Source organism: Microcoleus sp. ARI1-B5 (assembly GCF_036705795.1).
Taxonomy (GTDB): domain Bacteria; phylum Cyanobacteriota; class Cyanobacteriia; order Cyanobacteriales; family Microcoleaceae; genus Microcoleus.
Genome location: NZ_JAUBVK010000010.1, coordinates 39,260 through 64,154 on the forward strand (window position 1 = coordinate 39,260; position 24,895 = coordinate 64,154).

At 47.1% G+C, this 24,895-nt stretch carries 26 protein-coding genes; 13 read left to right on the forward strand and 13 right to left on the reverse strand.

The genetic code is table 11. The features are described 5' to 3' along the window. Positions 1-25 precede the first annotated feature (25 nt). From QUB63_RS16680 to QUB63_RS16705, 6 genes are all read right to left on the reverse strand, one after another. Positions 26-3,691 carry an ATP-binding protein gene (locus tag QUB63_RS16680; protein WP_332946377.1) on the reverse strand — a complete coding sequence of 1,222 codons (3,666 nt, stop codon included), beginning with the start codon at positions 3,689-3,691 and terminating at the stop codon, positions 26-28. Between the two features lie 48 nt (positions 3,692-3,739). Beyond that, positions 3,740-4,051 carry a hypothetical protein gene (locus QUB63_RS16685; protein ID WP_332946378.1) on the reverse strand — a complete coding sequence of 104 codons (312 nt, stop codon included), beginning with the start codon at positions 4,049-4,051 and terminating at the stop codon, positions 3,740-3,742. 954 nt (positions 4,052-5,005) lie between these two features. After that, entirely contained in the window at positions 5,006-6,235 is a 1,230-nt protein-coding gene (locus QUB63_RS16690; protein WP_332946379.1) for an IS110 family transposase, read from the reverse strand. Positions 6,236-6,511: 276 nt separating this feature from the next. Next, a complete protein-coding gene (locus tag QUB63_RS16695; protein ID WP_332946380.1) occupies positions 6,512-6,871 on the reverse strand; it encodes a hypothetical protein in 360 nt (119 codons plus the stop codon). 12 nt (positions 6,872-6,883) lie between these two features. Further along, complete coding sequence (locus tag QUB63_RS16700) at positions 6,884-7,372, reverse strand: hypothetical protein (RefSeq protein ID WP_332946381.1); 489 nt, start codon at positions 7,370-7,372, stop codon at positions 6,884-6,886. 93 nt (positions 7,373-7,465) lie between these two features. Next, positions 7,466-8,704 (reverse strand): hypothetical protein, encoded by a 1,239-nt coding sequence (locus QUB63_RS16705; protein WP_332946382.1) that lies wholly within the window; start codon positions 8,702-8,704, stop codon positions 7,466-7,468. A gap of 147 nt (positions 8,705-8,851) precedes the next feature. On the opposite strand from QUB63_RS16705, the gene QUB63_RS16710 reads away from it, so the two are divergent. Both QUB63_RS16710 and QUB63_RS16715 read left to right on the forward strand, forming a co-directional pair. Next, on the forward strand, positions 8,852-9,229 hold the full coding sequence (locus QUB63_RS16710) for a hypothetical protein (protein WP_332946383.1): 378 nt from the start codon (positions 8,852-8,854) through the stop codon (positions 9,227-9,229). A 135-nt stretch (positions 9,230-9,364) separates the two neighbouring features. Further along, positions 9,365-9,937: a hypothetical protein gene (locus tag QUB63_RS16715; protein ID WP_332946384.1), complete on the forward strand. Its 573-nt coding sequence runs from the start codon at positions 9,365-9,367 to the stop codon at positions 9,935-9,937. On the opposite strand, the gene QUB63_RS16720 is transcribed toward QUB63_RS16715, so the two are convergent. The 5 genes from QUB63_RS16720 to QUB63_RS16740 form a co-directional block, all read right to left on the reverse strand. Continuing rightward, the gene (locus QUB63_RS16720; protein WP_332946385.1) at positions 9,929-10,432 is read right to left on the reverse strand and encodes a C39 family peptidase; all 504 of its coding nucleotides are present in this window, start codon (positions 10,430-10,432) and stop codon (positions 9,929-9,931) included. The two genes, QUB63_RS16715 and QUB63_RS16720, sit on opposite strands and share 9 nt — an antisense overlap. 31 nt (positions 10,433-10,463) lie before the next feature. Continuing rightward, a complete protein-coding gene (locus QUB63_RS16725; RefSeq protein ID WP_332946386.1) occupies positions 10,464-10,736 on the reverse strand; it encodes a hypothetical protein in 273 nt (90 codons plus the stop codon). Further along, on the reverse strand, positions 10,737-11,090 hold the full coding sequence (locus tag QUB63_RS16730) for a hypothetical protein (RefSeq protein WP_332946387.1): 354 nt from the start codon (positions 11,088-11,090) through the stop codon (positions 10,737-10,739). Positions 11,091-11,163: 73 nt separating this feature from the next. Further along, positions 11,164-11,730, reverse strand: a complete 567-nt coding sequence (locus tag QUB63_RS16735; protein ID WP_332946388.1) for a hypothetical protein — start codon at positions 11,728-11,730, stop codon at positions 11,164-11,166. Between the two features lie 40 nt (positions 11,731-11,770). After that, a complete protein-coding gene (locus QUB63_RS16740; protein ID WP_332946389.1) occupies positions 11,771-12,016 on the reverse strand; it encodes a hypothetical protein in 246 nt (81 codons plus the stop codon). A gap of 151 nt (positions 12,017-12,167) precedes the next feature. Between QUB63_RS16740 and QUB63_RS16745 the strand changes: the two genes are divergently transcribed. Genes QUB63_RS16745 through QUB63_RS16780 form a run of 8 tightly spaced genes read left to right on the forward strand, consistent with a single transcriptional unit; the run spans position 12,168 to position 18,454 of the window. After that, positions 12,168-12,671, forward strand: coding sequence for a hypothetical protein (locus QUB63_RS16745; protein ID WP_332946390.1), 504 nt, complete (start codon positions 12,168-12,170; stop codon positions 12,669-12,671). Further along, positions 12,671-13,246: a hypothetical protein gene (locus QUB63_RS16750; protein ID WP_332946391.1), complete on the forward strand. Its 576-nt coding sequence runs from the start codon at positions 12,671-12,673 to the stop codon at positions 13,244-13,246. Before QUB63_RS16745 ends, QUB63_RS16750 begins: the two co-directional genes overlap by 1 nt. Positions 13,247-13,294: 48 nt before the next feature. Beyond that, positions 13,295-15,040, forward strand: coding sequence for a hypothetical protein (locus tag QUB63_RS16755; RefSeq protein ID WP_332946392.1), 1,746 nt, complete (start codon positions 13,295-13,297; stop codon positions 15,038-15,040). 2 nt (positions 15,041-15,042) lie between these two features. Continuing rightward, positions 15,043-15,306, forward strand: a complete 264-nt coding sequence (locus QUB63_RS16760) for a hypothetical protein (protein ID WP_332946393.1) — start codon at positions 15,043-15,045, stop codon at positions 15,304-15,306. Beyond that, positions 15,303-16,244: a hypothetical protein gene (locus tag QUB63_RS16765; RefSeq protein WP_332946394.1), complete on the forward strand. Its 942-nt coding sequence runs from the start codon at positions 15,303-15,305 to the stop codon at positions 16,242-16,244. The genes QUB63_RS16760 and QUB63_RS16765 overlap by 4 nt, the downstream gene beginning before the upstream one ends. Continuing rightward, entirely contained in the window at positions 16,245-17,087 is an 843-nt protein-coding gene (locus QUB63_RS16770) for a hypothetical protein (protein WP_332946395.1), read from the forward strand. Between the two features lie 37 nt (positions 17,088-17,124). After that, positions 17,125-17,412: a hypothetical protein gene (locus QUB63_RS16775; RefSeq protein ID WP_332946396.1), complete on the forward strand. Its 288-nt coding sequence runs from the start codon at positions 17,125-17,127 to the stop codon at positions 17,410-17,412. Positions 17,413-17,416: 4 nt separating this feature from the next. Continuing rightward, positions 17,417-18,454 (forward strand): pyocin knob domain-containing protein, encoded by a 1,038-nt coding sequence (locus tag QUB63_RS16780; RefSeq protein WP_332946397.1) that lies wholly within the window; start codon positions 17,417-17,419, stop codon positions 18,452-18,454. A gap of 601 nt (positions 18,455-19,055) precedes the next feature. Here the strand turns inward: QUB63_RS16780 and QUB63_RS16785 are convergent. Then, complete coding sequence (locus QUB63_RS16785; protein WP_332946398.1) at positions 19,056-19,622, reverse strand: tyrosine-type recombinase/integrase; 567 nt, start codon at positions 19,620-19,622, stop codon at positions 19,056-19,058. A 683-nt stretch (positions 19,623-20,305) separates the two neighbouring features. Between QUB63_RS16785 and sds the strand changes: the two genes are divergently transcribed. Next, positions 20,306-21,277 (forward strand): solanesyl diphosphate synthase, encoded by a 972-nt coding sequence (sds, locus tag QUB63_RS16790; RefSeq protein WP_332946399.1) that lies wholly within the window; start codon positions 20,306-20,308, stop codon positions 21,275-21,277. 228 nt (positions 21,278-21,505) lie between these two features. Here sds and QUB63_RS16795 read toward each other — a convergent pair whose 3' ends face one another. Continuing rightward, entirely contained in the window at positions 21,506-21,970 is a 465-nt protein-coding gene (locus QUB63_RS16795; protein ID WP_332946400.1) for a hypothetical protein, read from the reverse strand. Positions 21,971-22,509: 539 nt separating this feature from the next. Here QUB63_RS16795 and hetZ point away from each other — a divergent pair. Next, positions 22,510-23,691 (forward strand): heterocyst differentiation protein HetZ, encoded by a 1,182-nt coding sequence (gene hetZ / locus QUB63_RS16800; RefSeq protein ID WP_332946401.1) that lies wholly within the window; start codon positions 22,510-22,512, stop codon positions 23,689-23,691. Further along, positions 23,684-24,760 (forward strand): hypothetical protein, encoded by a 1,077-nt coding sequence (locus QUB63_RS16805; protein ID WP_332946402.1) that lies wholly within the window; start codon positions 23,684-23,686, stop codon positions 24,758-24,760. The genes hetZ and QUB63_RS16805 overlap by 8 nt, the downstream gene beginning before the upstream one ends. Positions 24,761-24,895 lie beyond the last annotated feature (135 nt).

Genomic DNA, 24,895 nt, shown 5'->3' on the forward strand with positions numbered 1-24,895 from the left:
AACTCAAGTCTATTGTGCTATAGGGCTAAACGGCGATCGGAATTGACACGATAAAGCTCGTTTGACCGATCGGGGATGTTACTTCTATATTACCCGAATGTTTTTCGACAATTTTCTTAACAATATCCAGTCCCAAGCCGCTGCCTTCCCCAGCGGGTTTTGTGGTAAAGAACGGCTCAAATATGCGCGGCAAAATCTCCGGGGGAATTCCCTTGCCGCTATCCGTGACGGTGACGAACAGGCTCTGATTTTCTACTCTCACCTCTACTGTTAAAACTCCGCAATTGTTCATCGCTTGTAAAGCATTGTGAATCAGATTTGTCCAAACTTGATTGAGTTCGTCTGGATAGCACAGCAATTCAGGCAGTTTATCTTGATAAATCCTGACAACTTCTACTCCCTGTTTGAGTTGGTTGTAATAAAGAGTTAATATCGTTTCAATACCCTCAGTAATATTGGCAATTACCTTTTCTCCCGTACAGTTATAGCGAGAATATGTTTTTAAATAAAAAACTACTTTTGCTGCTCTATCTGTAGCTGTGATAATAGTATTCGTGCTTCTTTGCAAAGTAGCAAGTTGATAGGCTCGCTGTAAAATATCGGAGCTGGTCGGGTCTTGCAATAAAGGCAAAATTGATTCGATATTGTCGTAAATGCCGATGTCTACTAAAGTGTCAGCTACTGTTTCTGTATTGGCCACAGAGCTGTTTGATAGTTGCTGAACCAAAGCTCTTTTAAACTGGCGTTTTTCTCGGTTGGAAAAGCCGATCGCTTGCGGCTGGTATTCCGGCAGCAGCCTCAATAAATCCGAGTAGCGTTGTGGGGACATTTTGTGGAAAAAATCGGCGATTTCCGCAAGATTTTGATTGAAGAAACCGGCTAAATTCTCGACAGACGATCGAATCGCACCGAGGGGAGTATTGATTTCGTGAGCGACGCCGGCAACGAGCTGTCCCAATGCTGCCATTTTTTCTGATTGAATGAGTTCTCGCTGCGTTGCTTGCAGGTTTTGCAGAGCTTCCGAGAGCTCGCTGGTGCGATCGGCTACTTGCATTTCCAAGGTTGTGTTGTACTCTGCTACCAGTTTCTCAGCTTGTTTGCGATCGGTGATGTCGCTGAAAGCAGTAATCGCATACACAATATTGTTTTTGTTGTCAAAAATTGGTTTCGAGTGCATTTCCAAAGGCACAATCTTCCCGGATCTGCGGACTTCTAAATTATCGGCGATCGCACTTTCACCCTTGAGAACTCGCCAAGCCGGTAGTTGTTCGTCAGAACACGGGCTTTCCCTTCCTGATATATAAATTTCAGAAGCTGAGACAAACTCTTCACCTGTAGCTGACGGCGCCCAAATTTGAGCCAGCAACCCCTGTCCGGTTTGATTGATGTAGGATACCTCACCCTTGGAATTGTGTACAGTTATTCCCACAGGTACAGCCTCTAAAAACTGCGTCAATTTGCTTTGACTTTCCCGCACTTGGGCGTAAAGTTTAGCATTAGCAATAGAAACAGCAGCCTGCGTCGATAACAGTTGCAAAACCTCTACCCAGTCATCAGTAAAAGCACTGGTACTTAGATGGTTTTCTAAATAAATAATCCCAATTAATTGACCTTGATTAAGCAAAGAAGCGCACAAAAGAGATTGATAATGCTGTTTGATAATATACGGAGCGCGCGTAAAATTTCCTTTTTTAGCAGCGCAATCTTCTACAACACTTTGTTTGGTGCGTTCGATATAATTAATGATGGAAACTGGCAGGCATTTTTCTGCCGGAATCGACTGCAAAACATCAACGCGATCGCCATCTACTCTCCCCGCAGCTTCCACCAGCAACTCACCTCGGTTTTCCCAAATCAAAAAACCCTTTTCTGCCCCAGCATTTTGCAGCATAATTCTCATCAACTTCGCCAGTAACTTGTCCAGCACAATCTCGCTAGCGATCGCACCAAAAGCTTTCATCACTGCGGCCAAATCAAAATTTTTGCTGGAATCGCCACTCTTAGAAATATTAGTAATTGTAGCGCCGTCGCTGGTCATGCTAGTTGCTGCTGGAATTATGATTAAAAGTTGCGGATATTTTTTTTCCAAATCCTCAACTTTGGCTTGAGCTCCCCAGTGAGTGTAACAGTAGTGAGCGTCAGCCAAATAAACTCGCGCAATCTTCTCTTTTCCCCAAGCGATATAAAATTTAGCGGCCAGTTCCTGAGCCAGAGCTTCTTCGTTCATATATTCATTTTGCTTCGCTAAACCAATCGCGCGATCGTACTCTTCCATTGCCTGAAAATTATCGCCCAAAACCCGATGCTTCTCGGCCTCAACCAGATGAAAATTGTGCAAGTGATTCATGGGGGCGCGTGCAGCCCATTTCTGCATTTTATTTGGGTTTTCTCCTACTCTTTCGAGCAGAATCTCTCGCTCCAATACATCCGCCTCCGAATACGCAGCCCGTGCAGCCAAAGAATCGTAAAAATGGAAAACCGGCACAGTTAAAAAACCAGTTCCTCCCGTTAAACCTTGTCTAAATTTACCTGCATTTTCCAGTGCTTGGCACAAATCGCCGAACAAATAACACAGTATGAGCTTCTGCAAATAAAAGTAATGTATTCCCGTGCGATCGTTCGCTTTCGCCAGCAGCGGCAGCAGATGCTCTTCTTGGCAAGCTGTCCCGGATAAATTGCAGGGATTATCTGCCTCACCCAGCAAGTTAAGCACCGCTTGATGAAATATTTGATTGCACTGCAAGTTTATTGATTGCTTCAGTTGAGCGAGCATATTGCTAGACTCGGCAATTTCGCCTTTGAGGTTTGTAAGTTCTTGCCCGACAAAATAGGAATATTGAGATTTTTGTTGGGCACAATAACCGACAACTTCAAAATCTCCGTTTTTGAGCGCACTTTGATAGCTTTCTCGGAACATTGGCAGGGTTTCCCTGACATGATACTTGCTGTGAGCGATACAAGCTGCTACTACATATAATATCCTGCCTCTGAGGCTTTTGGCATTGAACATCGATACTAAGTTTAAAGCCAATTCGCCTAACTTATTTGCCGAGTCAATGTCTTGAGATTCGCCGTTTAAAACTACGCCCCAAGCCGCGTAAAAAATTGCAGAAATCGGTGAATTTCCATACTGAATACATGAACTAATCTGTGACAAAACCAGCGGCGCGAACAGTTGAGGAGTGCAGTGAAATGCAGCAGGAACTATGCTCGCTGCGATTTGCATTGCTGCCAGTTGTTCGGGAGATGTCATCAAAGGCAGATTAATTAAGTCTTCGATATTTTTTCCGGCTAATTTTGCCGCTGTTTGCTCTAATTCTCGCTGAATGTTTAACTCGCTAGGATTGTCGGGAAAACTGACGCCAAACTGTGCTAGCACTTCTCGGGCGAGATCGATCGCTTCTGGCTGTCTCCTCTGCACTATATAAGCTTGAATTTTTACCTGATAAACTTTGATTTTGTCCAGCAGAGTTCTCCCTTGCAGCAGCACAGTCCCTGCTAACTGTTCCATCAGCTCAAATTCCCGGCTCAAGTACGCCGCCTCTACTGATTCTACATAAATATTTAAAGTTAACTCGTACAGATTTTCCCAGCTCGAATCTGCCAGCAATCTCGTGCTGACAGTTAAATACATAACCGCAGCACCATAAGCTGCCACCGCTGATGCTTTTTTGCCAGCAATCCAATTCAAATTAGCGATTTTATCTCGCTCTTCCTGAGTAAATATCGCTGTTAAATTTCAACCATTTTCTCTGCCAATATTAATACGAGCGACAATTTTAAAGATATCATCTGCTAGCCTCACGCCCTCCGTATTCTCCCATAAGTAGTTTTCTAAGCTGTAAGCTTTGATGACTCCTGGGAGATTTAAGCTGCGGATGATGTCATATTCAAGCTTGTGAGGGGCGAGTGCTGCCGGAGTGGGGTAGTCTTGCTTGAGTATCTTGAAGATTGCGGGCTGTCCGTCTGCCGATCGCACTCCCCGGTAAACTAGAGATCGATCGCTTTCATAGATTTTCCTGAAAATTTTGTAGCCGGGAAAGTGGAGCATAGCTGCAGAATCTTAGGTAGCAGGTTGAGGAAATCGCCAATGAGCACCCTTTATATGAGTGTAACTACTGATATGTGTCCGCAGCTACCGCCACAAATATTCTCAGACTTGCCTGTAAGCTCTAAACCACGAGCTTCATCAATCATTCGCAAATCTTCAGTCTAAAATCTCAAATCTCAAATCTAAAATCATATAACCCTGCCTTTGTGCGCAAGCATTCAAGGCAGGGTTATTATTGAGTATTCAGAATTCTGAGCCAGTAGTCCATTGCCGGCGAAGCCGGATTCGGCTGCCGAGCGGTGAACTACTCGCCCAATCGAGTTATTTTAGAGCTGCGTTCAGCCAACATCAGCACTATATAAATAGTCATTACATAACCGGCGGCCAGAATGGGAATAATTAGAGGAATATCGCGATAAATCATAATGATAACCAAAAGTCAAGGACTAGGAGGAGGAGGAGGAGGAGGACAAGTTCAAGACCTACGACATTAAGTCAGCACGCAAGACGATGCCTTGGTTCTGAAAGCTGCTTTTCCATATCAAGCCTGTGGGAACATTTAGGCGTTCCCGGTCAATAATCATTTAGTGCTTTACAGATGCTTAAACAGCCTAAAGCCATCCACTTTGGCTGCTTTGAGCTACTGTGCATATATGATGCGCTAGTCTTAACTTCTGAAAATTTTTAGCCGCAAGTAACTAAAAATCTGTCCCAGAAGTTTTTGCTGCGATCGACTAACAAGGCTGGCTCTACGAAACTCTTACAGGCACATGAAAGCTAGCTGCCAGCCTGGCTCAAGTACAGCCTGTACTTAATGTATAGAATTGTTTAAATCCTTAATACGTATAATAACACAGGGTTTCTGGGATTTAGAGATTTTTTTGCAGTATCCTTAACAATTCTGCACAATGAGTGAAATTTATTATTAAAAAACGGCCCCGGTGGCCGTTGTATTTATTTTAGCGCTTGGTGGAGTTCTCTAAACACCAAATCTGCGAGCTTGCGACAAGTCGCGTTACGGGCGTCCGCGAGCTGGCGGCCGCGCTTTTTCGCGCCGTTGGCGTTGCGCGCTCGCCACAGAAAGAATTCTTTCAGTTCCTGCTGCAAGGGGAGGTAGCTCTTGTTTTTATCGGGTTCGATGCGGGTGTAGCAGTACGTCCACAGCACCGATCGCGTATTCGAGCACCCCGTCCACTTTCCGCCACCTTTACCCGCTGCGATTAGGCCGCTGGATTTCTCGACTTTGCCCAGGCCGCAAGCTTGCCGGAACCTCCGCAGAGCTGCCTTTTTTGGCAAGCACAAGAATGAGTCAAAGGGGAAAATTCTAGATAAAATCCATCCCCGCTCGATCGGTCCAAATCCGAATCTCTCAAAAACTTCATGGTATTTTACAAAATCTTCGAGTTTTAGTAGCTCAATGAGTTGGTTTTGGATAACTGCCTTTGACGAGTGCAAGTCGCAAATTTGGGCCGCAAACTGATGCGTCAGTTCGCTGACGTTTGCCCGACCGGCTTTGACTTCCTTGGTGTAATGATTCTCGAACCGCGATCGCGGATTTGCCGAAATCATATCGCCTCGGCCAGCCAACCAAGCCCAAAAGCCCGGTGGGCTGTCAGGTTCGAGCAAGCCGCGCCGCTTGCTCTGGATTTTCGCTCTCGCGGGGTACTCAAAAGCCAAGCGGCTCTTCACGGTGTTGATGAATGCAGTCTGTTTTTTTACAGTGGTTTTCAGATCCAGCAAGCACCGCTTGATTTGCTCAATCTCAGACGGGCGCTCGGACACCCAGAACCTGCGATCGTAAATTTCGAGGTAGTGCTGGACGTACAGCGCAACCATTACCAGCGCATCAAAAGCATCATCTTTGTTGTCTGTGCCGCCCAGACTGCGGCGGGTAGATTTTACCATGCCTTGATCGGCGACCAATACGGTAATTCCCCGCTTTTTGAATTGCTGTTTCCAGAAATAAGAGTAAGTGCCGGTGCTTTCGAGTACAGCAACACAGTTACTCGTCTCATCGGGAGCGAGAAAATTAAGCAGCTTTTCAACTTCTTCCGATTTCCAAACAGAATGCACGGCTTTAAAATCATCAGATTTGTAGAAGTCCCTGAGTGCAATCTTTGGCAAACCGTCCATCACTACAACATCGACTCGATTTAACGATATGTCAATTCCGATAATCTTCAAATTTTCAAGGTTCTCCTCACGTTAAAACTCTTACATAACCCATGAATCACCCAAGGGGATAAACCCAATTCTGCACCGGGGCTTAGGAGTTTGAAAGCTAGGAAGTTGTGGAGGCTTCCTAGCCGTGCGATTAATTTAACGTTCCCACGAGTCGTTAGAGCCATACTCTGAAAGCCCACTTCGATACTAAAGAACTAAAATTAATGCGAGGGCGCAACCCTTTACCGCGACCCCCTTAAAAAGGGGGTTTCGACTGCCAAGGGGAGGCAGTCATCATCAGGCGGGTTTGATGCAGTTGAGGGACACTAGCGCTATGTAAGCGTAGAGCGTTTTTGAATGTTTGAGAGAAGCGCTCAACAATTCCTCGGATTGACAGATTCTCAACAAATGGTTTGCTGCGTTCACGGTTTCTGCGAAACAGCAGCTCGGAAGCCTGTCAACCCCAAGCAAACCTTTGGCTTTTGCTTCTTGAAGGATGACAAACGAGTTTCTTAATTCATATTGGCTGAAGTTGTCGCCCAAGTATGTTTTGCAGTCGAGTATTAGCTGTTGGACTAACTTGTTGCGATTGGTGTTTGCTTTCATGATATTGTGAGTATCTAGGTTGGCGCTGGCAGCGATTGATGTCTTTCTCAATCGCTTCTGATTTTAGATTTCGGTTGTGAAAATATGGCCGTTCGGTTTCTCCCGAGCTGCTTTGGTTAATTGTTCGAGAACCTCTTCTATTTTTTCGGGAGACATTTCCCCAAATTGATTCTGAGCTTTGTGTCGAATTAGGGTTGCAGCGTCGGGGTAGTCCAAATCGAAAATATCAGCTAGCATCTCGATTGCCACTGTAGAAGTGATAGCGGTAGAAACAATTATTTGCTTCTCAGTTGTGGGTAGGTTAGCTAACCCGATCGCCCCCGGTGACACTTCGCCGTCGGCAATGATGCGAATAGAGCTCAAATTCAGTTCGCAACTATCTAGACAGTCAGCAAGAGTTTCTGCTAGCTCGGAGAGTGCGCGGTAATTGCCCTGAAATTTCAAAATCAAGTTCGCTACATTGAAGTCGATTTCTGTAATTTCCGATTTCATCTCATCAGTCATCAGCGGCATCTCTGAATGCCGGTAAGTGAAAGTATTTGGACTATTCATTGTTTTTGTGGTTGCAGGAAGCGATCGCCCGTCACAAGCGATCGCGCTAATAGGTAAGCAAGTGGTATGGAACGCTCTAGTTTTATCGTCGCACTAAGACATAGCATCACCTCCCGGCGGGCTGCGAGAATCTGACCGGGCGCCGATCGCCCGCGCAGGTTGTTGCTCGCTGGCCGCCACAGCAGCAAAAAAGCGATCGCACTCATCCAAAGTATCCACTTGCTCCGGCGCGTACTCGGTCGGCTCTTCTGGCGGTTCGGGCGGTTCGGGCGGTTCGGGCGGTTCGGGCGGTTCGGCGTACCGTTCGGTCAGAATTTCTTCGATCAACTGCTGCAAAGAAATTCCTTTGGCGCGGGCTTCTTCTGCCAGATTCTTGTTGAATTTCTTAATTTTTATAGTTGTCGGCTTTTCTTCTTCTGAGCCGCTTACTACTTCTTGAACGTGGGCGGTTGTAATCCGCCCTTCGGGAGCTAAGTTTAAAACTTCCTGCCATTTTTGCCCTAAGCCTTGATTGCCAATTGCATCGCTGTCGGGGCCGTCGGCTTGAGTGTCCGACATAAATTTTGCTAGCGGTAAAGCTTGTGAGATACAGCTAGGCAGTTTGGAAAAGCCTAGGTTAATCAAGTCGATCGCAACTTTGGCGGCTTTAATTATGTTCCGTGCGTAAGCAACGCTGCCTACGGGAGAGGACTTGCAAAACGTTTCAAATTCTTGCTTCCAGTTTTTGTTTTGGCAACTAAGTTTCAAGCGAATTGCGTGCAGGGCTAGACCGATTCTCACGTAAGCTAGGGAGCCGTCAAAAACTTCTGTCTCCCAGTAAGGGAGATCGAGCTTGGTAAAAGTATCTGCGTTCCAGAATGTTGTCCAAGCTTCGTAGAGGTTGGCAAGGTGTCTGTTGCCCGGTTCCTCAAAGTCCGGCTGGTGATGCAGGTAAGGTTTGACGAAATTGAAGAAGGAGGTTTTCGGCTCCTGGGGGCGATCGACTTTCGGCTCCTGGACGATCTCGACATCGATGGAATTTTCTACAGGGCGATCGACTTTCGGCTCCTGGACGATCTCGACATTGATGGAATTTTCTACAGGGCGATCGACTTTCGGCTCCTGGACGATCTCGACTTTCGGCTCCAGGGCGATCTCGACACCGGGGGAATTTTTTGCGGGGCGATCGGATGCGGCGAACACTTTGGTGAGGAAGTCGATCCAAGTTTGCTTGAGGCGCTTGTCACCAACCGGCTCGCATCGATGCTTGAAGGAAGCCTTCAGCAGCAAGCGCTGGGCGATCGCCTTGAGTTCGGTCAGAGTCTTGGTTTCTAGTTCTAGGGAAGATTCCATCTCTAGGAAAGGGCGAGGGAAAAGCTCGCCCACTACGTTTAGGGTATGCAGATATGCTCTTAATTAAGAGTCTGAATGTATGGTATACTCTTAATTAAGAAAATGTCAAGGCTCTTAATTAAGATTCGCTATTCTGGAGTAGAAGTCATGATCGAAACCTATGCGCAAAGCGAAACAAAAAGCACACGGAGAGACGAAGGCTCCGAAGAGTTACGGATTGACCCCGACGGCGGTGAAAATGTTGGACGAACTGGCGAAGGAACTCGGAGTCTCAGCTTCCCACCTGATAGAGAAGGTGGCGCGCCGGGAATTACTCTTAACTTCGCCATTGGGGGAATTCTCGACCAACTGATTGACGACGCGCGCAAACAGTTGGTGAAGTCAAACGAGTGCATTGTCTGGTACCAGTCCGAAGCCAGAGAGTACGAAGAGAAGCTCCAAAACCTTCTCAAGCTGAAAGAGCTCCAACAACAGGAGATAGCCAACCGCCAAAGCCAAACCCCTAATCTTGAACAACTAGAGTAAAAGCAAAAACCAGCACCCTCTTGGATGCTGGTTTTTGCTTGAGTTCCAGAAATCGCGCTACACATAAATGTCCTTCCCATAGAAACCGCATTTATGTGTAGCACCACAAACGAGAAAAGAGGTTAGAGAGCAGTTATGGCACATCAACAGTTAAGCTTGTTCGACTCGCTTTCGGGCGGCGAGGGAACTATCCGACCGGGCGACCGGGTGAAGCTGCGGAAGAAATCGGCGAGCGCTCCTTACACCAAGAAAGGCGACACCTTCCAAGTTGATATGGTTCACCCTGGAAACGGCAGCGTCAGAATTTGGAACCCGAACACCGAAGAATGGGGCTTTCTCTATCCCGGTGAATTTAAGCTAGTTCCGACCCCAGTTGATTCTGTAACACCGGAACCTGTTACAGAATCAATTCCCCCAGATGATTCTGTAACACCGGAACCTGTTACAGAATCAATTCCCCCAGATGATTCTGTAACAAAGTCGATTTCCCGGTACCGGCCCAAAGGTACGGCGCGGGGCGGCGAATATTTCCGATTCTCCTACCGCAGCGGCAACAAAGTGCGGCACGTCCACGTACCCGGCGGCAATACCGACTCGGCGATCGCCAACGCCCGCTGCGAAGAAATTCGGGAGGCGATCGCCCTAGGGGTGTCTTCGGAGGCGATCGCACAGTGCTTGCGAGATCGAAGTGCGATCGTCTTATTTTGAGAGGTAGTGCACCCAGAACTGACCGTCTGGGATGCACGTCCTCTCGATTAGCCCGTAGGAATAATGAAGGGATTCGCCGCTCACATCAGTTCGATAGCCGCCTTCAAAGTATTCTCCGTAGGGGTCATGAACGACAAAGCCTTCATCATCGAAACCAATCAACACAATAATGTGTCCCGAGGGCGTAAAGTGGCCGTGAATCACGCAGGGATTTCCCCCCCGAATATGCTGGCAACACTGCTTAACAGTACCCCAAACAGTAAAAACGTCTCTTTTACCGTAATCTCGGACAACCTGAGCCAAATCTTGCGGAGAATGTCGGTTCAGGCTATTGTCCTCCATGTACTGGTACAGTTCATCTTCTAGCTGCCCAGAACCCTTAGGCTTCACTCCAAAATAAGCCAAGCACATAGCGATGCTGGTAACGTTGCACGAACCGGTAGGTCGGAAACTGTTGTCTAATTGAGACTTAAACGGAACGTCGAGCCGTATCATTATTTCTACTCACTTAATTATATTGATTTACCTAAAAACCCGTATCCTTGCCTTCATAGTTGTCCAAGAAAGCTTCTTCTATGTCTGAAGCCGCGCCCCTGATGTGATATCCGTGATTGACAGAAGCAAACTTCTCCAAATCGCTAGTTCTAGACCTCAAGGCAATTGCCAGCCCCTTGAGAGAATCCAACCTCATCTGAATTACAACAAGTCGGCGGAGAATCGAATTGTATATCCTCCAAATAGTAAAAGTAGCAATTGTTATGCTAAGCACTACAGAGGCAGTTTCAATAGTTTCTTTCATTTACAACAAGTATTTATCTATTTGAATTTGGAAAGAATCTATCCAATATTTCGGATAAAACTTTAACTGATAGCCTGCAAACTCAGAAAAAGAAATTAACTTCGCGGCATTGAGCGGCAGATACTTGGTTTCCCCTTCAAAATCCCACCCCGAAACTTGCCCCAAGATTTGAACGAGTTCTCCCGCAGCGCGCCACGTGTTTCTAGCTGTCGCAGAACTGACTCGAACGCGGAGCGTTTGCGAGGCAAAGGAACCGGGCAAGTAAATCGGCTCCACCTGTTGGTAGCCGATCGATTCCCGGTAGTAATCCTGTCCAAAAACTGATTTCCACAAAGACTCGTCACCGACGCTCATAAACTATCCGTACAGCAAAAACAGTCCCAAAACCGGAGGTTGCTGCTTGCAAGGCCTCCAGTTTTGCAATTCGCTAAGCCTCTGTTTTTCCTTTGATGGACTTCAGGGGTTTGAGCTTTGTTGACTCAGTCATTTTCGGGTCTATCACGACTTCGGTACCCGATTCTAGAGTGAAATAGGCCGGTCTCCTATTTGCCTGCATCGCAGTATTCACCCACAAGGCAATTGCTGCCGCCGAGAGGATCGAAGGCACTCGAATTGTCATCGTCTTTTTCTTTTTGTCCGGTTTTGCGGCACTAACCGGCGGAGCGTCTGCACCAGTTACCGGAAATTTGATTTTTTTCCCAGCCAATTTCCGGCTTTTTGAGCGGTAGGAGACGCCGTTGCCTTTGTTGGTGTCGGAAGTCCCGGCGGTAGCGCCAGCACTCCCGGGCTTGTATCTTGTCACCGCAGCGTCAGCGGTGAGCGCAATTGTTGGCTGGAGACCAAAATAATTGTAAAAATCTTCTCTTACTCGGAATTCTAAGTAGACATTTGGCTCTACATAGGCTTGGACGACGCGAGATTGAATGCCTTTTTTCGCTGTTAACTCGGTAGTTATATCTGACTGTTGCTGTGGGGTTTGCGGCAAGTTTGTCATTTATTTTTCTCCTTATTGCTGCGCGGGCAGCAACTGTTGATTAGAGGAATACTTCCGTAGCGGTTGCCACGGGTTTGCCGGCAGTGTTGTTTGCCAGCGACGCCGGTAAAGTCAGCGCGACACTGAAAACGCCTGACAGTTCGTTTTGAGTGAACTGAGTGACCACCGATCGGTTTTGCGGGTTAGTAGTAGTAGAAACTTGCCTGTCGGCCACCAATCTCAATATTTCCAGCAGCGCGCCTTCTAAAGTTGTCGAAACCAAAGAGGTGTTGGTAAAAGCGGCCATAATGCGAATCTCCGATTGCTTGTTGCTTTTAGACGCTAGCACGCCAAAAACCTTGCTGTCACGCTTTTTTTTGTTCTATAATCAGACGAAGAAACTTACACCACCTTAAGGTGGTATAAGTCTGCAAAATAATTTTAAAATAGTTTCAATTATGGTTGCTATTACTCCGGGAACGGGAGCCACGATCGCGTCTCCTACGGCCGAAGGTCAAGCGTTTCTCACGTTGCAGTGGTGGCAAAATATGGAAGAGGACGCTAGCAAAAACCCGACCTCGATCCAGCGCTTTACCGGCTCAAAGGGAACTGACAACGATCGCTTTTTTAGCGGCTCGTGGCAAATTTTAGCCAAGCAAGAGATTGGCCCGACAGGCAGTTTGGTGATAACAGCGGAGTCTTATTTGAACAACCTGACTTTTTCTCCGGGCAGTCCGGCAGGTACATTTAAGAGTACAAATCCGGCGGCTTACCTGCTAGAAATTTTGAGCTTTTTGATGGCGAGACAAAACGATTCCACTAAAAACCCAGAAAAAAAGAACTACATTACCGGGACGTTCAACGCCGTCAGCGGCGTTTATTTGGGACAGTTCTCCCTGCCCTTTGCCACCACCATGCAAGCTAACGGAACGCTAGACACGCCACAGGAATACTTGCTCTAATGGAACCTAGAGGTTATACAATCCCAATTTTGCAGCCGATCGCCCTAAACAATTCCACCGTTCAAAAAATAGTGGACTGCAAGGCGATCGCCGACCGCTGCCTCAATTGGGCGGCAAACTTCTCTGCCAGCGCCGGCGATCCGCCGCAGCTTACTAGAGAAGCTGTAGGATTTGAACTTTACCTAGAACACTTGCAGATGCACTTTTACCTGCCCAGCCTGGGAACGAGCACGCCGGCACCGGATATCAAGCCAAATGCTTCGATCGCCGATCGCCTCGCAAAAATGCAAAACCTAGCCTCGGCGTTCCCCAAGTGCCAGTGGCTGCTGCACCAGCGAACAAGCGCATCGGCAAGCTGGACTTGGATTTATTCCAACACTTGTCAGAATTTTGGCGATCGGGTAAACAGCGAAAATCTGAAAGCCTACCTCACCGCTGGGGAAGTCGATCTGTTTGACGGCAGCGCGGAGATCGGGTTGCAATTTATCGCCGATCCGAATTTCAAAGTGCAGCTTCCAACCGGGAGCGATCGCATTACGGTGCGCGGTGGCTGTCGGGCGATCGTGAGCTTTTGAACTTTCAGGCCGAATGCGAGGCAATACTACAGCGGGATGAGTTGAAAAATGGTAGAAATAGGAGCTAGCTCAAAAGGTATTGATGTCAGCGGTTCTGTTGGAGGAGTCAAAGGAAAAGTTTCCGCCAGTTCTAGCGGTATTGATGTCAGCAGTTCCGTGAAGGGAGTCAAGGGAAAAGTCGGCCTCCGTCCCGATTCGATATCCCTGGACATAAATCTTGGAATTGGTGGCATCGGCGTCACGACTGACTACGGCGGCGCTGCTAAGGTTGAAATTGCCGGACAAAAAATAACTTGGGGAATAGAAGGCGGCAAGATAGAACTCGGCGTGGGCGGCTTTGAAGTGAAGGTTGAGGCGAGGGATTGCGTCGTCACCGAAACGAAAAAAATATTCGGGCAGGTAGTAGCTACCCGGACTTACCCAGACCCCGGCTGCAATCCAAAGCCTCCGTTTGAACCTGCTCCGCAAGTTCCTCAACCTCCAAAAGAGATACCTCCTGGCAACACAGGATTAGAAGCCATGAGCGACTCACAGCAACTGGCACTTGTTTCTGTTGATTGCGAATCGTATTTTTACGGATGGAATTATTTCCAACCTTTGGCTATAATTACCAAGTGGAAAAAAACTCAGCTTACTTTCCCTCCATTGCTTGCTCGCCCCGCGACTTTTGTGGAAGGACTGAATTATACTGAAACTTATTTCAAACTATTTCCCAACCACGTACCTTATCCAAACAAAGATTTAAGCTTTGAGACAAAATTTTTGAATGGTGTTATTTCAGGATTTTTTACTAACATAAAAGAAAATGCTTATTATTATACATATTATGCCAGTTGGCTTGACGAACCATTTTTGTCGATAGAATGCTATGCAGCCGTAGAAAGTAATCGAAAATACGGAGGATTTCTTTTCTATGGATCTATAGCAAAAATACATAAATATATCCAGACCTCAAACAGGTATTATAAGGAAAGGCTAGACTCACATTTAAAAAATAGAATAACAGGCGAAGAAACTTACTCTTTTTATACCGCAGCTTACGTGCTGCCTATAGGTGAAGTTAAAGTTGCACAAATACTACCAACAGGAAACAGACCTCTCGTGGAAAATTGCTGCAAAGAAGTATTAGCAGAACTAGAAGATATAAAAGAAGCTCTCGGAGTAGAGCGTTTGTTAAAAGATAAATTCCCGGTCAGCAATTCTTTCATGGCCCCGGGAGTCGATCCAAACAGCAAAACAGAAGCCAAGGACTATTACGAGATTGCTCAGTGCATTTTCCGAATGATGGCGCACGGCATGATATTCGAGCCGGAAGCTGTCATCAAAGACGCCGAGAGCGCCAGAGCGGGCAATCAAGCGCTCACAGTTCGTTACGTCAACGCCACCGGCTGGGCGAAAGCGATGGCAGAAGCGATGTTTGAGGTTCGCGACGATGGAAACGTCGGCACAAATATGGACTTGCGCAACGGATTTACCGTCACTCAATCTTTAGTGGCTTTAGTTGACGTAGTGAATAAATTAGACGCAATACTTGATGTTTTAGGCGTTACATTGAAACCCAAGACGGAAAAAGTCGTCACGGCGTTTAATTGCATGATTCAGACCGGTAAAGGTTTTGGCGAAAACAATGAAAGACAGCTAGACTTGAACGAAGACGAATCTACGGAAGCTTTAATCCCCGAGTTCCTAAAAACAAGAGAGAATAAAATTAAAACAGTCGAAATGCACCCCCGTTCAGAATCGCTGTTTGAAATACTGCGTCAGATTCAGAAAAACTTACCAAGGCAAGAATAAATATGGCAAAAAGTAGTCAGATAACTAAAACAGGTATCAAGACGTACCTAAAATTAAAAATCAAAGACAACGTACTCGAGCTTCGCAGGCAGCTAGCGCTAGACAGAATTAATATCAATCGCGCCGTAGGAGTAGGAAATATGAAAGACTACATCAAGGAGTACGAGAGCGACTTCGCGAATTCAACAACGGGCATTAAACCTGTCAAAACTAAAACTAAGAATCTCAAAAAACTAACAACCAACAAATTGGAGGAAAAACGATGAAACCCAGCCCTGGCGTCACGACAGAAAACTCTTCCCTCGTGGTTTCTTCAGGAGGAACTCTAGGCAGTTGGTTTAACTCGATCGGCAGTTCGATCGGCAGCATTTTGGCAAAGGGTTTGCTCAATGCCAAAGCCCTTCTCAAAAATATGGCCGACGGGGCAAAAGAGCTCTTTGGAGCGATCGCCCGCGGCGACTGGAAAATCTTCGAGAACTGGCTGAAAGAAGATCCTGTAGCCGTAGTAGCGGGTGCCGGTGCGGTGCTGCTGATCGGTGGAGTGATTGTCGGGGGAATTGCAGCAGGTATAGGAGCGATCGCCGCAGCGATCGGTGGCGCTGGGCTGATTGGCGGCGTTACGCTTGCTGGAGTTATGCCGCAGTTGGTTAACGCCGCCGTCGGGGCGACGCAGACAATTTACAATTTTGATTTCAACAAATCTGATGACACGCTACTCAAAGAGTTACAGCAGGGTTTTGTCAATTTCGCGGGGGTTGCGGGCGAATCGCTAGGGCGCAGTTTAGCTGGATTCATCATCGGGAAAGACAAGACGCCAAAACTAACAATTAACATGAGGGCCACCAGCACGATGTTCATGGTGCTCGAAGACGAGAACGAAGTAGCCGAAGAAATTCTCGAAGAACTCAGTACGGTCGGCTGGGCTGTTTTCCGACTGGCCCGCCAAGCGCTTTTTGCCGCTGGGTACATCAACTTTAGGAAGTGGGCGAAGGCTAACATCAAATCTGGCATCCCTTGGGTTGATAAGGCGATCGCCAGTTGGGGAGAAGAAGGCGGCAAACCCTGGATATTGAGCGATAAAGTTAACGAATTCGTACAGGCTATCGAAGACCAAAACCCTGCATTGGGAAACTTCTTGGAAGGAGTAGTCGAAGGTTTCGGCGAGGGGATGAGCGAATTCATCGTCTTGGAGTACGCCCGGTAAATGACTAAAAACACATCCGAAGCGAAAGTCAACCGCATACTCCAAAAAAGCGATCCAATCACTCGGATTGCCGGACAAAGCGACGCGAAGGTCAGCGACCAGTCTTATTTTGAGGTGTACGAACTCGTTCTAGACAAAGACGGCGATGAAGAAACAAAACTGCTAATCTCAGGTAACGAAGTTTTTATCGCCTTGCAAGCCAGCCTCTTGCCAGCAATTCAGCAGTTGATTCGAGCGGAGCTGGCGCGGGCAGACTTGGGAACTTTTGTCGGCTACCCTTATGCCGAGTACGTTCAAAATTTTGTTGCGCCCCTTTCTGTTGAAATTCACTGGCGTCTGAGCGGCACCAGACCTTACGAACCGAGCAAGGAAGTCAAGCGCCTCGGCAACCGAACGCCGCCCCGACCGTACTTAAATATTCCGAACATTCACCGGAACAAGTGTACTTGGGAAAACATTCTGGCGGTGGCGGGAGGGGAAAACGGTTACATTTACGGAAACCACTACGCAGTTGCGCGAATGGTTGACAAAGATACCGACAAGATAGGAAGAGGCGGGCAAATGAAAGCTTATGCCAGCAGTCAAAATGCGGCCCGCGAAATTATTGAGCGGACGGCGGAACTCAGCAAGTCTAAAATAATAAGCCTTGTCGGTGGGGAAGATTTGAAGGCAAAAATGCAAAAACCCCGCGTCCGAGTACACCCGGCTTGGTTTGTTATTTATGGAAGCCGACGCAGTAAAGACGGCTCTGACGAGTTGAGCGCGATCGGCGGCAAAAAAATCCCGCTGGGATTCAAACCGGCAGACGTGCGCGAAACTATACGAAAGTCGCTAGAAAGGTGACGGTCTGAGATAATAAATTTACTGATTAATTGTTGTTATGAAAAATTGGTTTCACATTCAAGAAGGGCAAGCAACCGTCAATTTGGATTGCGTTTCGTTTATAAGTTGGAACGAAAGAAAGAAGTGCCGCGACGGTGTAACGAGAGCAATAACCGTCGTTACTATCGGAACTGCGGGTACATACGACCCAGACACGCGCAGCATTGAGTATCATGAAATATGGATTCGTGATGACGGCGATCGCAAAGCGCTTTATGATACGGTATTTGCCAGCAATATGGCGACTGCTGCCAACATCCCGATCGAGTTATACCTAAACAACTAACATAATGGAATCTATAACCGAAACCCTTGCTTTTTCGCGTCGGCTCGTTCCAGCCGACGGCACCAACACCGTGACTCTTCTCGACTTAGCCCAGTGGACGCAGAAATTTGCGCCGTTTCTGGCTGATTATGAAATTTTTTACGAGTGTCGGCTCGTCGATGTAAAAGTTCGCCCGACAATTCCCAGCCTGCAACTGCCGGTAGCGACAGACAACTCGGTACCTCGAAGCGATCGGGGAGAGAGGTTGCAACTAGCCGCCAAACAACTCTTAAGTCAAAAAATAGCGCTTCAATTCTTTGGGATTGATACTTTCGGAGCGTGGGCAATCGAGAAAGAATTGACTCTTGAGGGATTCCCTTTTGAGGGTGAAATCGCCCTAGACGATCGGGCGATCAGCAGCAGCTTTAAATTAGGTGTCGGGGTACCGAATAAATGGCAAGCGCCACTAAAAACTGGAGATTCTATTCTGGTAGCGGGGGCTGTCTCTGCGAAGGCGTATTTCAAAAAAAAAGATGACCCAGCACTAGAAGTTTTGAGCAATCGCCTCACCGCATTGGAAAACTTATTGCAATTATTCGGAGCGGCAACACCCACTGCTGCGGGTACGAATGGATTAGTCAATGCCGCGTCAGCCGGACAACAAAACTACTTGCTAAGAGGCGATAGGACGTGGCAAAATCCGCAACAATTAGGCTTTGTAAGTGCAACAGCCAATGAAACGATTTTTGGCAATAAGACATTCACGGGTAATATCGAAATATCCACAGCGTGGCTACTGGAGTCGCGTAGCAATAATGTAGCTTTTAATGCCAATAATTTGACTTTCAACCAGTACGCCGCCACGATTTGGATAGACGGCGGTGTGACAAATTCAAATTTTCCCGTAAATTCGGGGATGTTACTGCAATTCGACGCACTTTTCGGAACCACATCTGCGGCTAAATATCGTCAGCAGGACTTTACCGACGGCAGCGGCAATTGGTGGAAAAGAAGTGAGTATAACGGCGTTTGGGGTACTTGGAAAAAGCTAGTTTTTTCGTAATTGGTCGATCACGGGCTAGAATTTTAGTAACTGAATTTTAATTTTAGAATATGGACAGCAGGAAAATCATAGTTGAAAATCCCAAAGCCGTTATTGCTAATATGCCAAGATTAGCTTCTGCTATTTAACTAGCGCTAGAAAAATATTGGAATGAAAAATTAAAATCAATAACAAGCTCGCTTTTTCCACCGCTAAATTAATAATAAATGTCGCTCCTGTGTCTGGGCTGCTATTAGCGGTAATTCTCAAGAATTGAGGAGAAGTATTGACATTCTCGAAATAATTCTATCGTGTCGCGGCCGGAATAAAGATAGGTAAAAAACTTTGTAGTTAGGCTCAATATCACAAAAACAGAGGATGCCGGAATCGTTATCTATGAACCTACGTTTATCTTCGCCTATTCCGTCGGGCCACACCATAAAATTGTACCAGTTACCGCAACGAGAGAGAGTTAATTCGGCCTTATCTTTTTTCAACATCTTTATTCCAAAATACATTAAATCTATTGGGGCTGAATGCCGCATTGAAGCCAGCAGCGCTCTAACTTTCACAGGCTTTGGCAAAATTTACCGCTAAAATGATGGCAGTTGAAGGGATAAATCTATTTTTCCCATAATCCTTCAAACCTTCCTGGACTAAGTGCGGTATACGTTACTGTATGCTGGATGCTTTTGTGTCCTAAATACTCTTGAATAAGGCGAGTATCGTATCCCTTTGAGGCTAAATAAAATCCACAACTGTGGCGGAACATATGGGGATGCGTCGAAATTTCTAGTTTTGCGATCGCTGTTAGTCGCCGCAGCATTTTTGCAACTCCATCCCTTGTCAGCGGAATTCCACTTTTTCCAGTAAACACCCACGGGCTATTTTGAATCTTTTGCAGGCTCTTCAGGCTTCGCAATTCATCTGCCTGCAATGGGTGAACGCCGGGAGTACCGTTTTTTAGTCGCTGAATGTGAATTCTGGCGGCGTCAAAGTCGATCGCTTGCCAGCGCAGCGCGATCAATTCGGACACTCGCAATCCGTGGCGAAAACTCAAAAGTATGGCGAGATAGTCTCGCAGTGCAAAGAGTCGGTCTTTGTTTGCCTTGGCTGCCAACAGTAAAGCCTCTATCTCCTGTTTTGTTAGATATTCTCTCGACCGTATTGATAGGTTAGTCTGCCGCATTGTCGTTTCTGCTTTTGGTTATTAAACACGCTTCCATACCGTCGCTGAAAGCCTTAATAGTGGGATGAGTGTGCGTTCCGCACTCTACCTAATGGACATATTGCAGACGTAGCGAGAGCAAGTGTCGGAAGTGCTGGAAACTGCTGTTAAAAAAGGTCTTAAAGCTTTGGTGGCGAGCTTTTTGCCTTTTACTTTCAACCTTCGGTCTGATAGTTAGCGGGCTCTACCTAAGCGGACTCATCTACCGAGTTGAGACAATTCGGCGGGTGAATAAATTTGGCGCTCGTAGTCGCACCTGCCGGTGACGCAGCACTCAAACCCATCCGCTGAAATCATAGAAGGTAAGAGGTGATTGCACTTCGGACACCTAACCAGGAAACACTTGTCAACCCAGTTCCCCCCTATCTTAGTTTTTCTCAGAAAAGCTCCTTGCCGCGCATAACGTCGGGCTAGCAGCTCTACCTTTGACATTGTTTTTTGGGGCATTGGGGATTCGATACAATAGGGGCAACCCCTCTGCCAGCGGGCCACTCGCCGGAGGCAGTGGGGTGACTCCTAGCTCGTAGCAGATGACAAATAACTGCCGGTCGGCTAGATTTTTCTTCCCTATTGCAGAGAATTGGCTTAAAATAAAGATATGATATGTAAAATTTTGTTACTTTACGGCTTGAGTCGGCGTATCCATGATCTCTAGCACTCTCCTATTTTCCTCGGTTGAAGAAGACCTGCGACTGTTGACAGAAAACTTAAAACAGTTAGTGGGTGCCCGTCATCCCATTTTGTACGCGGCTGCAGAATACTTATTCGGCACAAAGGGAAAACGGGTGAGACCCGCAATAGTCTTGTTGATGGCGCGGACAACGATGCCCGATCGTCCAATCACAGAAAAACACCGCCGCCTCGCGGAAATCACAGAAATGATCCACACAGCAAGTTTGGTTCACGACGACGTGGTGGACGAGTCGGATCTGCGGCGGGGAGTACCGACGGTACACAGTCGGTTTAACAACCGAGTGGCAGTATTGGCGGGAGATTTTCTGTTTGCTCAATCTTCGTGGCACTTGGCAAATCTGGACAACCTGCCAGTAGTCAAACTGCTTTCAGAAGTGATTATGGATCTAGCAGAGGGGGAAATTCAACAGGGACTAAATGGATTTGACACCAGTTTGTCGATCGAAGCGTACTTAGAAAAAAGTTATTACAAAACAGCGTCTTTAATTGCCAACAGCTCTAAAGCAGCGGGCTGTTTGAGCGAGGTTTCAGCGGAAATAGCAGACGATTTGTACAACTACGGTCGCAACATTGGTTTAGCATTCCAAATAGTAGATGATATATTGGATTTCACCGCTTCTACGGAAACTTTGGGGAAACCCGCAGGCTCGGATCTGATCGGCGGTAATCTGACAGCACCAGCGCTATTTGCCCTGGAAGAAAAGCCTTACTTGGAAGTTCTCATAGAACGCGAATTCGCCCAAGAAGGAGATCTAGAGCAGGCTCTGGCACTGGTACACGAGTCTCGGGGCATAGAGCGATCGCGAGAACTAGCCACAAATCACGCACAGAAAGCTGTCGAATACTTGGCTGCGCTGCCCCATTCAGAGTCCCGCCAAGCTTTGATTGATTTGGCAGATTACGTTTTGAGCCGACTTTATTAGCAGGTTGAAAAGTTACACTTTATTGGTAATGGGTAATTGGTAATTGGTAATTGGTAATTCCCTATTACCAATTCATAAGAAATTGAGTTATAGCGCTTCTTAAGTGAGTTCGGGAGAGGGCGAGCAATGACATATTACCGATTACCGATTACCGATTACCGATTACCGATTACCGATTACCGATTACCGATTACCGGACATACCTCACGCCCTTGAGAAAGGCTATATTTAGGCAATATCCGACGGTGGAGCCGATCGATACTGCTGCAAGTAAACATTTATTAAGTCCTGCACTTGTCGGCGAGGGATTTCGGTTCCGACTTCCTGATTGCCGGGATTTTCAAAAAAAACAATGCTGTCGAGACCTTCAAGAGCAATCATCTGAAATAAAATGTGAGTAACAGGCAAAGGCACCGGTCTGACGCGATCGCCCCCAGCCGCCGCAGCGGAGGACGCATCTTGAAAAGTAGGAAAAGCATAAATCACCTTCTTTTCCCGTCCCGGTTGCTTGAGATTGCTCAAAACCACGATCGCCCAACTTTGGTCTAGCGCTTGCAGGATCGAGTATTCGAGGTGCTGTAGCTGTTGGGCAATTAAAATCAGCGCCGGGGCGATCGCCTTTAAGATTTGTGGCGTCGAACCGTCGGGCGGAGCTTTGTCAATCAGTGCTTGAATCTGTTGGTCTAAATCCATCAGTCAGTTAATTTGAGATTTGAGTTTAAGAATGTCAGGGTAACAGGTGCGCGTCCAAGTATATATTAACCAGGACTGCCCCATATTAAGCTAAAATGCGAAATCTGAAATCCCATGAATATGATTAATAAATATTAAACATATACCCAAATATAGCGTTTTTGAGAAAATATCCCGCATTTTTTAGATAAATTGACGGTTTAGCCTCCAAATCTAACAGCGTCCTGCCTCATGCTCGATTTAATTAAGGCGAGTTTCGGTGGCTGATACAACATTTATAGTCCAGGACGCAAAAAACCAGGTTTCTGCTAAAAATCCTCTGGCGCTTGCCACCAAAAACCGCTAGTTTAACCGGGTTTTTTGCGGATGGTGCCTCCGGGACAGATTAAAAAAAAGCAGTCCTCAGTGTTTTTGCCCAGGAGGAGATCGAGGGCATTGCAGTTTGTCCTCTACCGGGAATACCGGGTAAAGTAGCAATAGAAAAAATTTATCCGTACTGCTACTAATTGTGCTAATTTCAATGTGAGCTGTAAACCATCATGCGGGAAATCTGCCAGAGCGTGGAAACCATATTTCAACTGCTGTTAGACGAACTCAAAAAGTCCACTCGCGCGTCTGAGCAGAACTGCCAAGATGTAGCAGGGCGACTCGCAGCAGAAGTCACCAGGATATGCACCGAAAGTCAGCGGATTCAAAACTCCGGAGACATCGAGGGTTCAGCCCAGAGCCTCGCTCAGCACCGCTTGCAACAATGCCTCCACTATTACAGTTTAGGCTCCGGGCCCGGGCGAGTAGAATTGCACAGTACCCTCAGCGCGATCGTCTATCGCTACATCACCCCTCCCCAGGTGCAGTCTAGCTATCAGGCGCGAGTAGAACTGATCAAAGATTTTTTGCAAGGATTTTATCTGGAAGCTTTAAAGGCATTCCGGCGGGAAACCCAACTGCCACCCACCTACAGTCCCCGCACTCGCTTAGAACTAGCAGAGTACATGGCCTTTGTAGAGCGTTTCGGCAAGCGGCGCATTCCTTTACCCCGAAACCGCAGCCAGCAACTAATTATTTTACGGGCCCAAACCTTTTCCCAGCAGCAGCCCAAAGAAACCTCCGTGGATATGGAACAAGCCGCCGACGGAGGGGCTTCAGATTCCGACCAAACTTGGAACGACACCTCGGTGCACTCGGTGCGGGAAGCAATGGCGGGACAGGGTTCCTCGGCAATTCGCCCCCAAGGCGACGAGTCAGAATCTCTGCGGCAAAAGGTGATAGACGAATTAGTAGCCTATTTGAAAGAGCGCAACCAACAAGAATGCGCCGATTATTTCATATTGCGCTTGCAAGATTTGCCGACTAATGAAATAGAGTCGCTGCTGGGCATAACTCCGCGCCAAAGAGACTATTTGCAGCAGCGCTTTAAGTACCATTTGCTCAGGTTTGCCATGTCGCACCGCTGGGAACTGGTTCACCAGTGGCTGGAAGCAGACTTAGATAAAAATCTGGGTTTGCTGCCTTCTCAGTGGCAGATTTTTGGCGAGCAAATCGGCCCAGAGGGACAGCGTTTGTTAAAGTTGAAGCAACAGGGTCTGTCAGAGTCAGCGATCGCGCAAACCCTCGGCAGCACGGTAGCCCAGGTACAGAAACGGTGGTTTAAATTACTCGAACTTGCCTGGGAATTGCGAAATCGTTCAGATTCCGGAGAAGGGGCATCTAGTGATGAATAACGAAACGAACAGGGATGCAGAGGCTTTCGAGCGCCATTTCTTAGACTGGGTATTGCAGGCGCCGATCGAGAATGCCTCTAGCAAAGATGAGGAAAACCTCAACAGACCCCATCTCTCAGAAGAGTGGGGCGACATAGAAGACAATTCTGGGGTGGAATACTGGGAATGGGACGAACCAGACCCGCTGGATTATCAAGTGGGGGGGCACAGCAATGCACCCGCACAACCGCTGACTCTTGGAGATATACCGACCGTGCAAGACCGTTTTCAGACCTTGTTAAAACAAAGGCTTAGAGCCGAAATTGAATCCAACCCGCCGCTGTTCCCCTGGGAAACAGAAATTAAAAGTTACGACCACGATTACCCAGACGATGTAGCCCCCCAATGGGTTCCCCCCCTACACATCTGGACTCCCCAACTACAAAATATCAGGTGGGGTCGCCTGCCAATTCCGATCGCCCAAGGGGTTTTTGCTCAACTGCTAGAACCTTGTCAGGAAATGGTAATGTCGTCGCTGCGGGAAGGCTCGAAGTTAGTTCGCGCTGTAGATAGCTTGTTTCCGGGCCAGTCTCAGGAACTCAACCAATTAGCTGGTTTCGTACTCATGGGTGCGGCCAGAGGAATTACAGGTTTAGAAGTAGAAGATTTACCGAATTACTCCGAGGCAACTACCGATCAACAAATGCTAATGTCGCTGTTGGCCGCCCGAGAAATCATTGAGTCTCTAACTTTGAATTGTCATGTAAATCAGCCGCCGGTTTCCCGGGAGTGGCTGACTGCTTTAGGTTCGCTGACTCTCAGGGCTCAATACCTGTCGAACACCAACAGAGAACAGCCAATGCCGTGTTTAAGAGTAGAGTGCGAATTTCCCGGGGCAGGAAGTTTGGAACTCAAAGGAGGAGATGCCGAAGCAAGTGCACACCGTCCGAATTCTGGGCATTTAAGTGTGGAGTTGTTTGACCCGCAACCAGACAAGACTTATGCCTTAGAAGTTCGATTCCAAAACTTCGAGACCAGACCTCTGATGTTTGCTATTCGTCCAATTTTGTCAGGACAAGATAGCAATTAGAAAAATCAAATTAGAGTAAATTATGTAGGTTTTTACTCTGTGGTTTGACCTCACACAAAAACCGATTCAATCCCCCGACCTCGCTCGTGGGAAGCCAAAAATTTTAGATCTTTAGTTAAAGCCCTCTCAGATTAA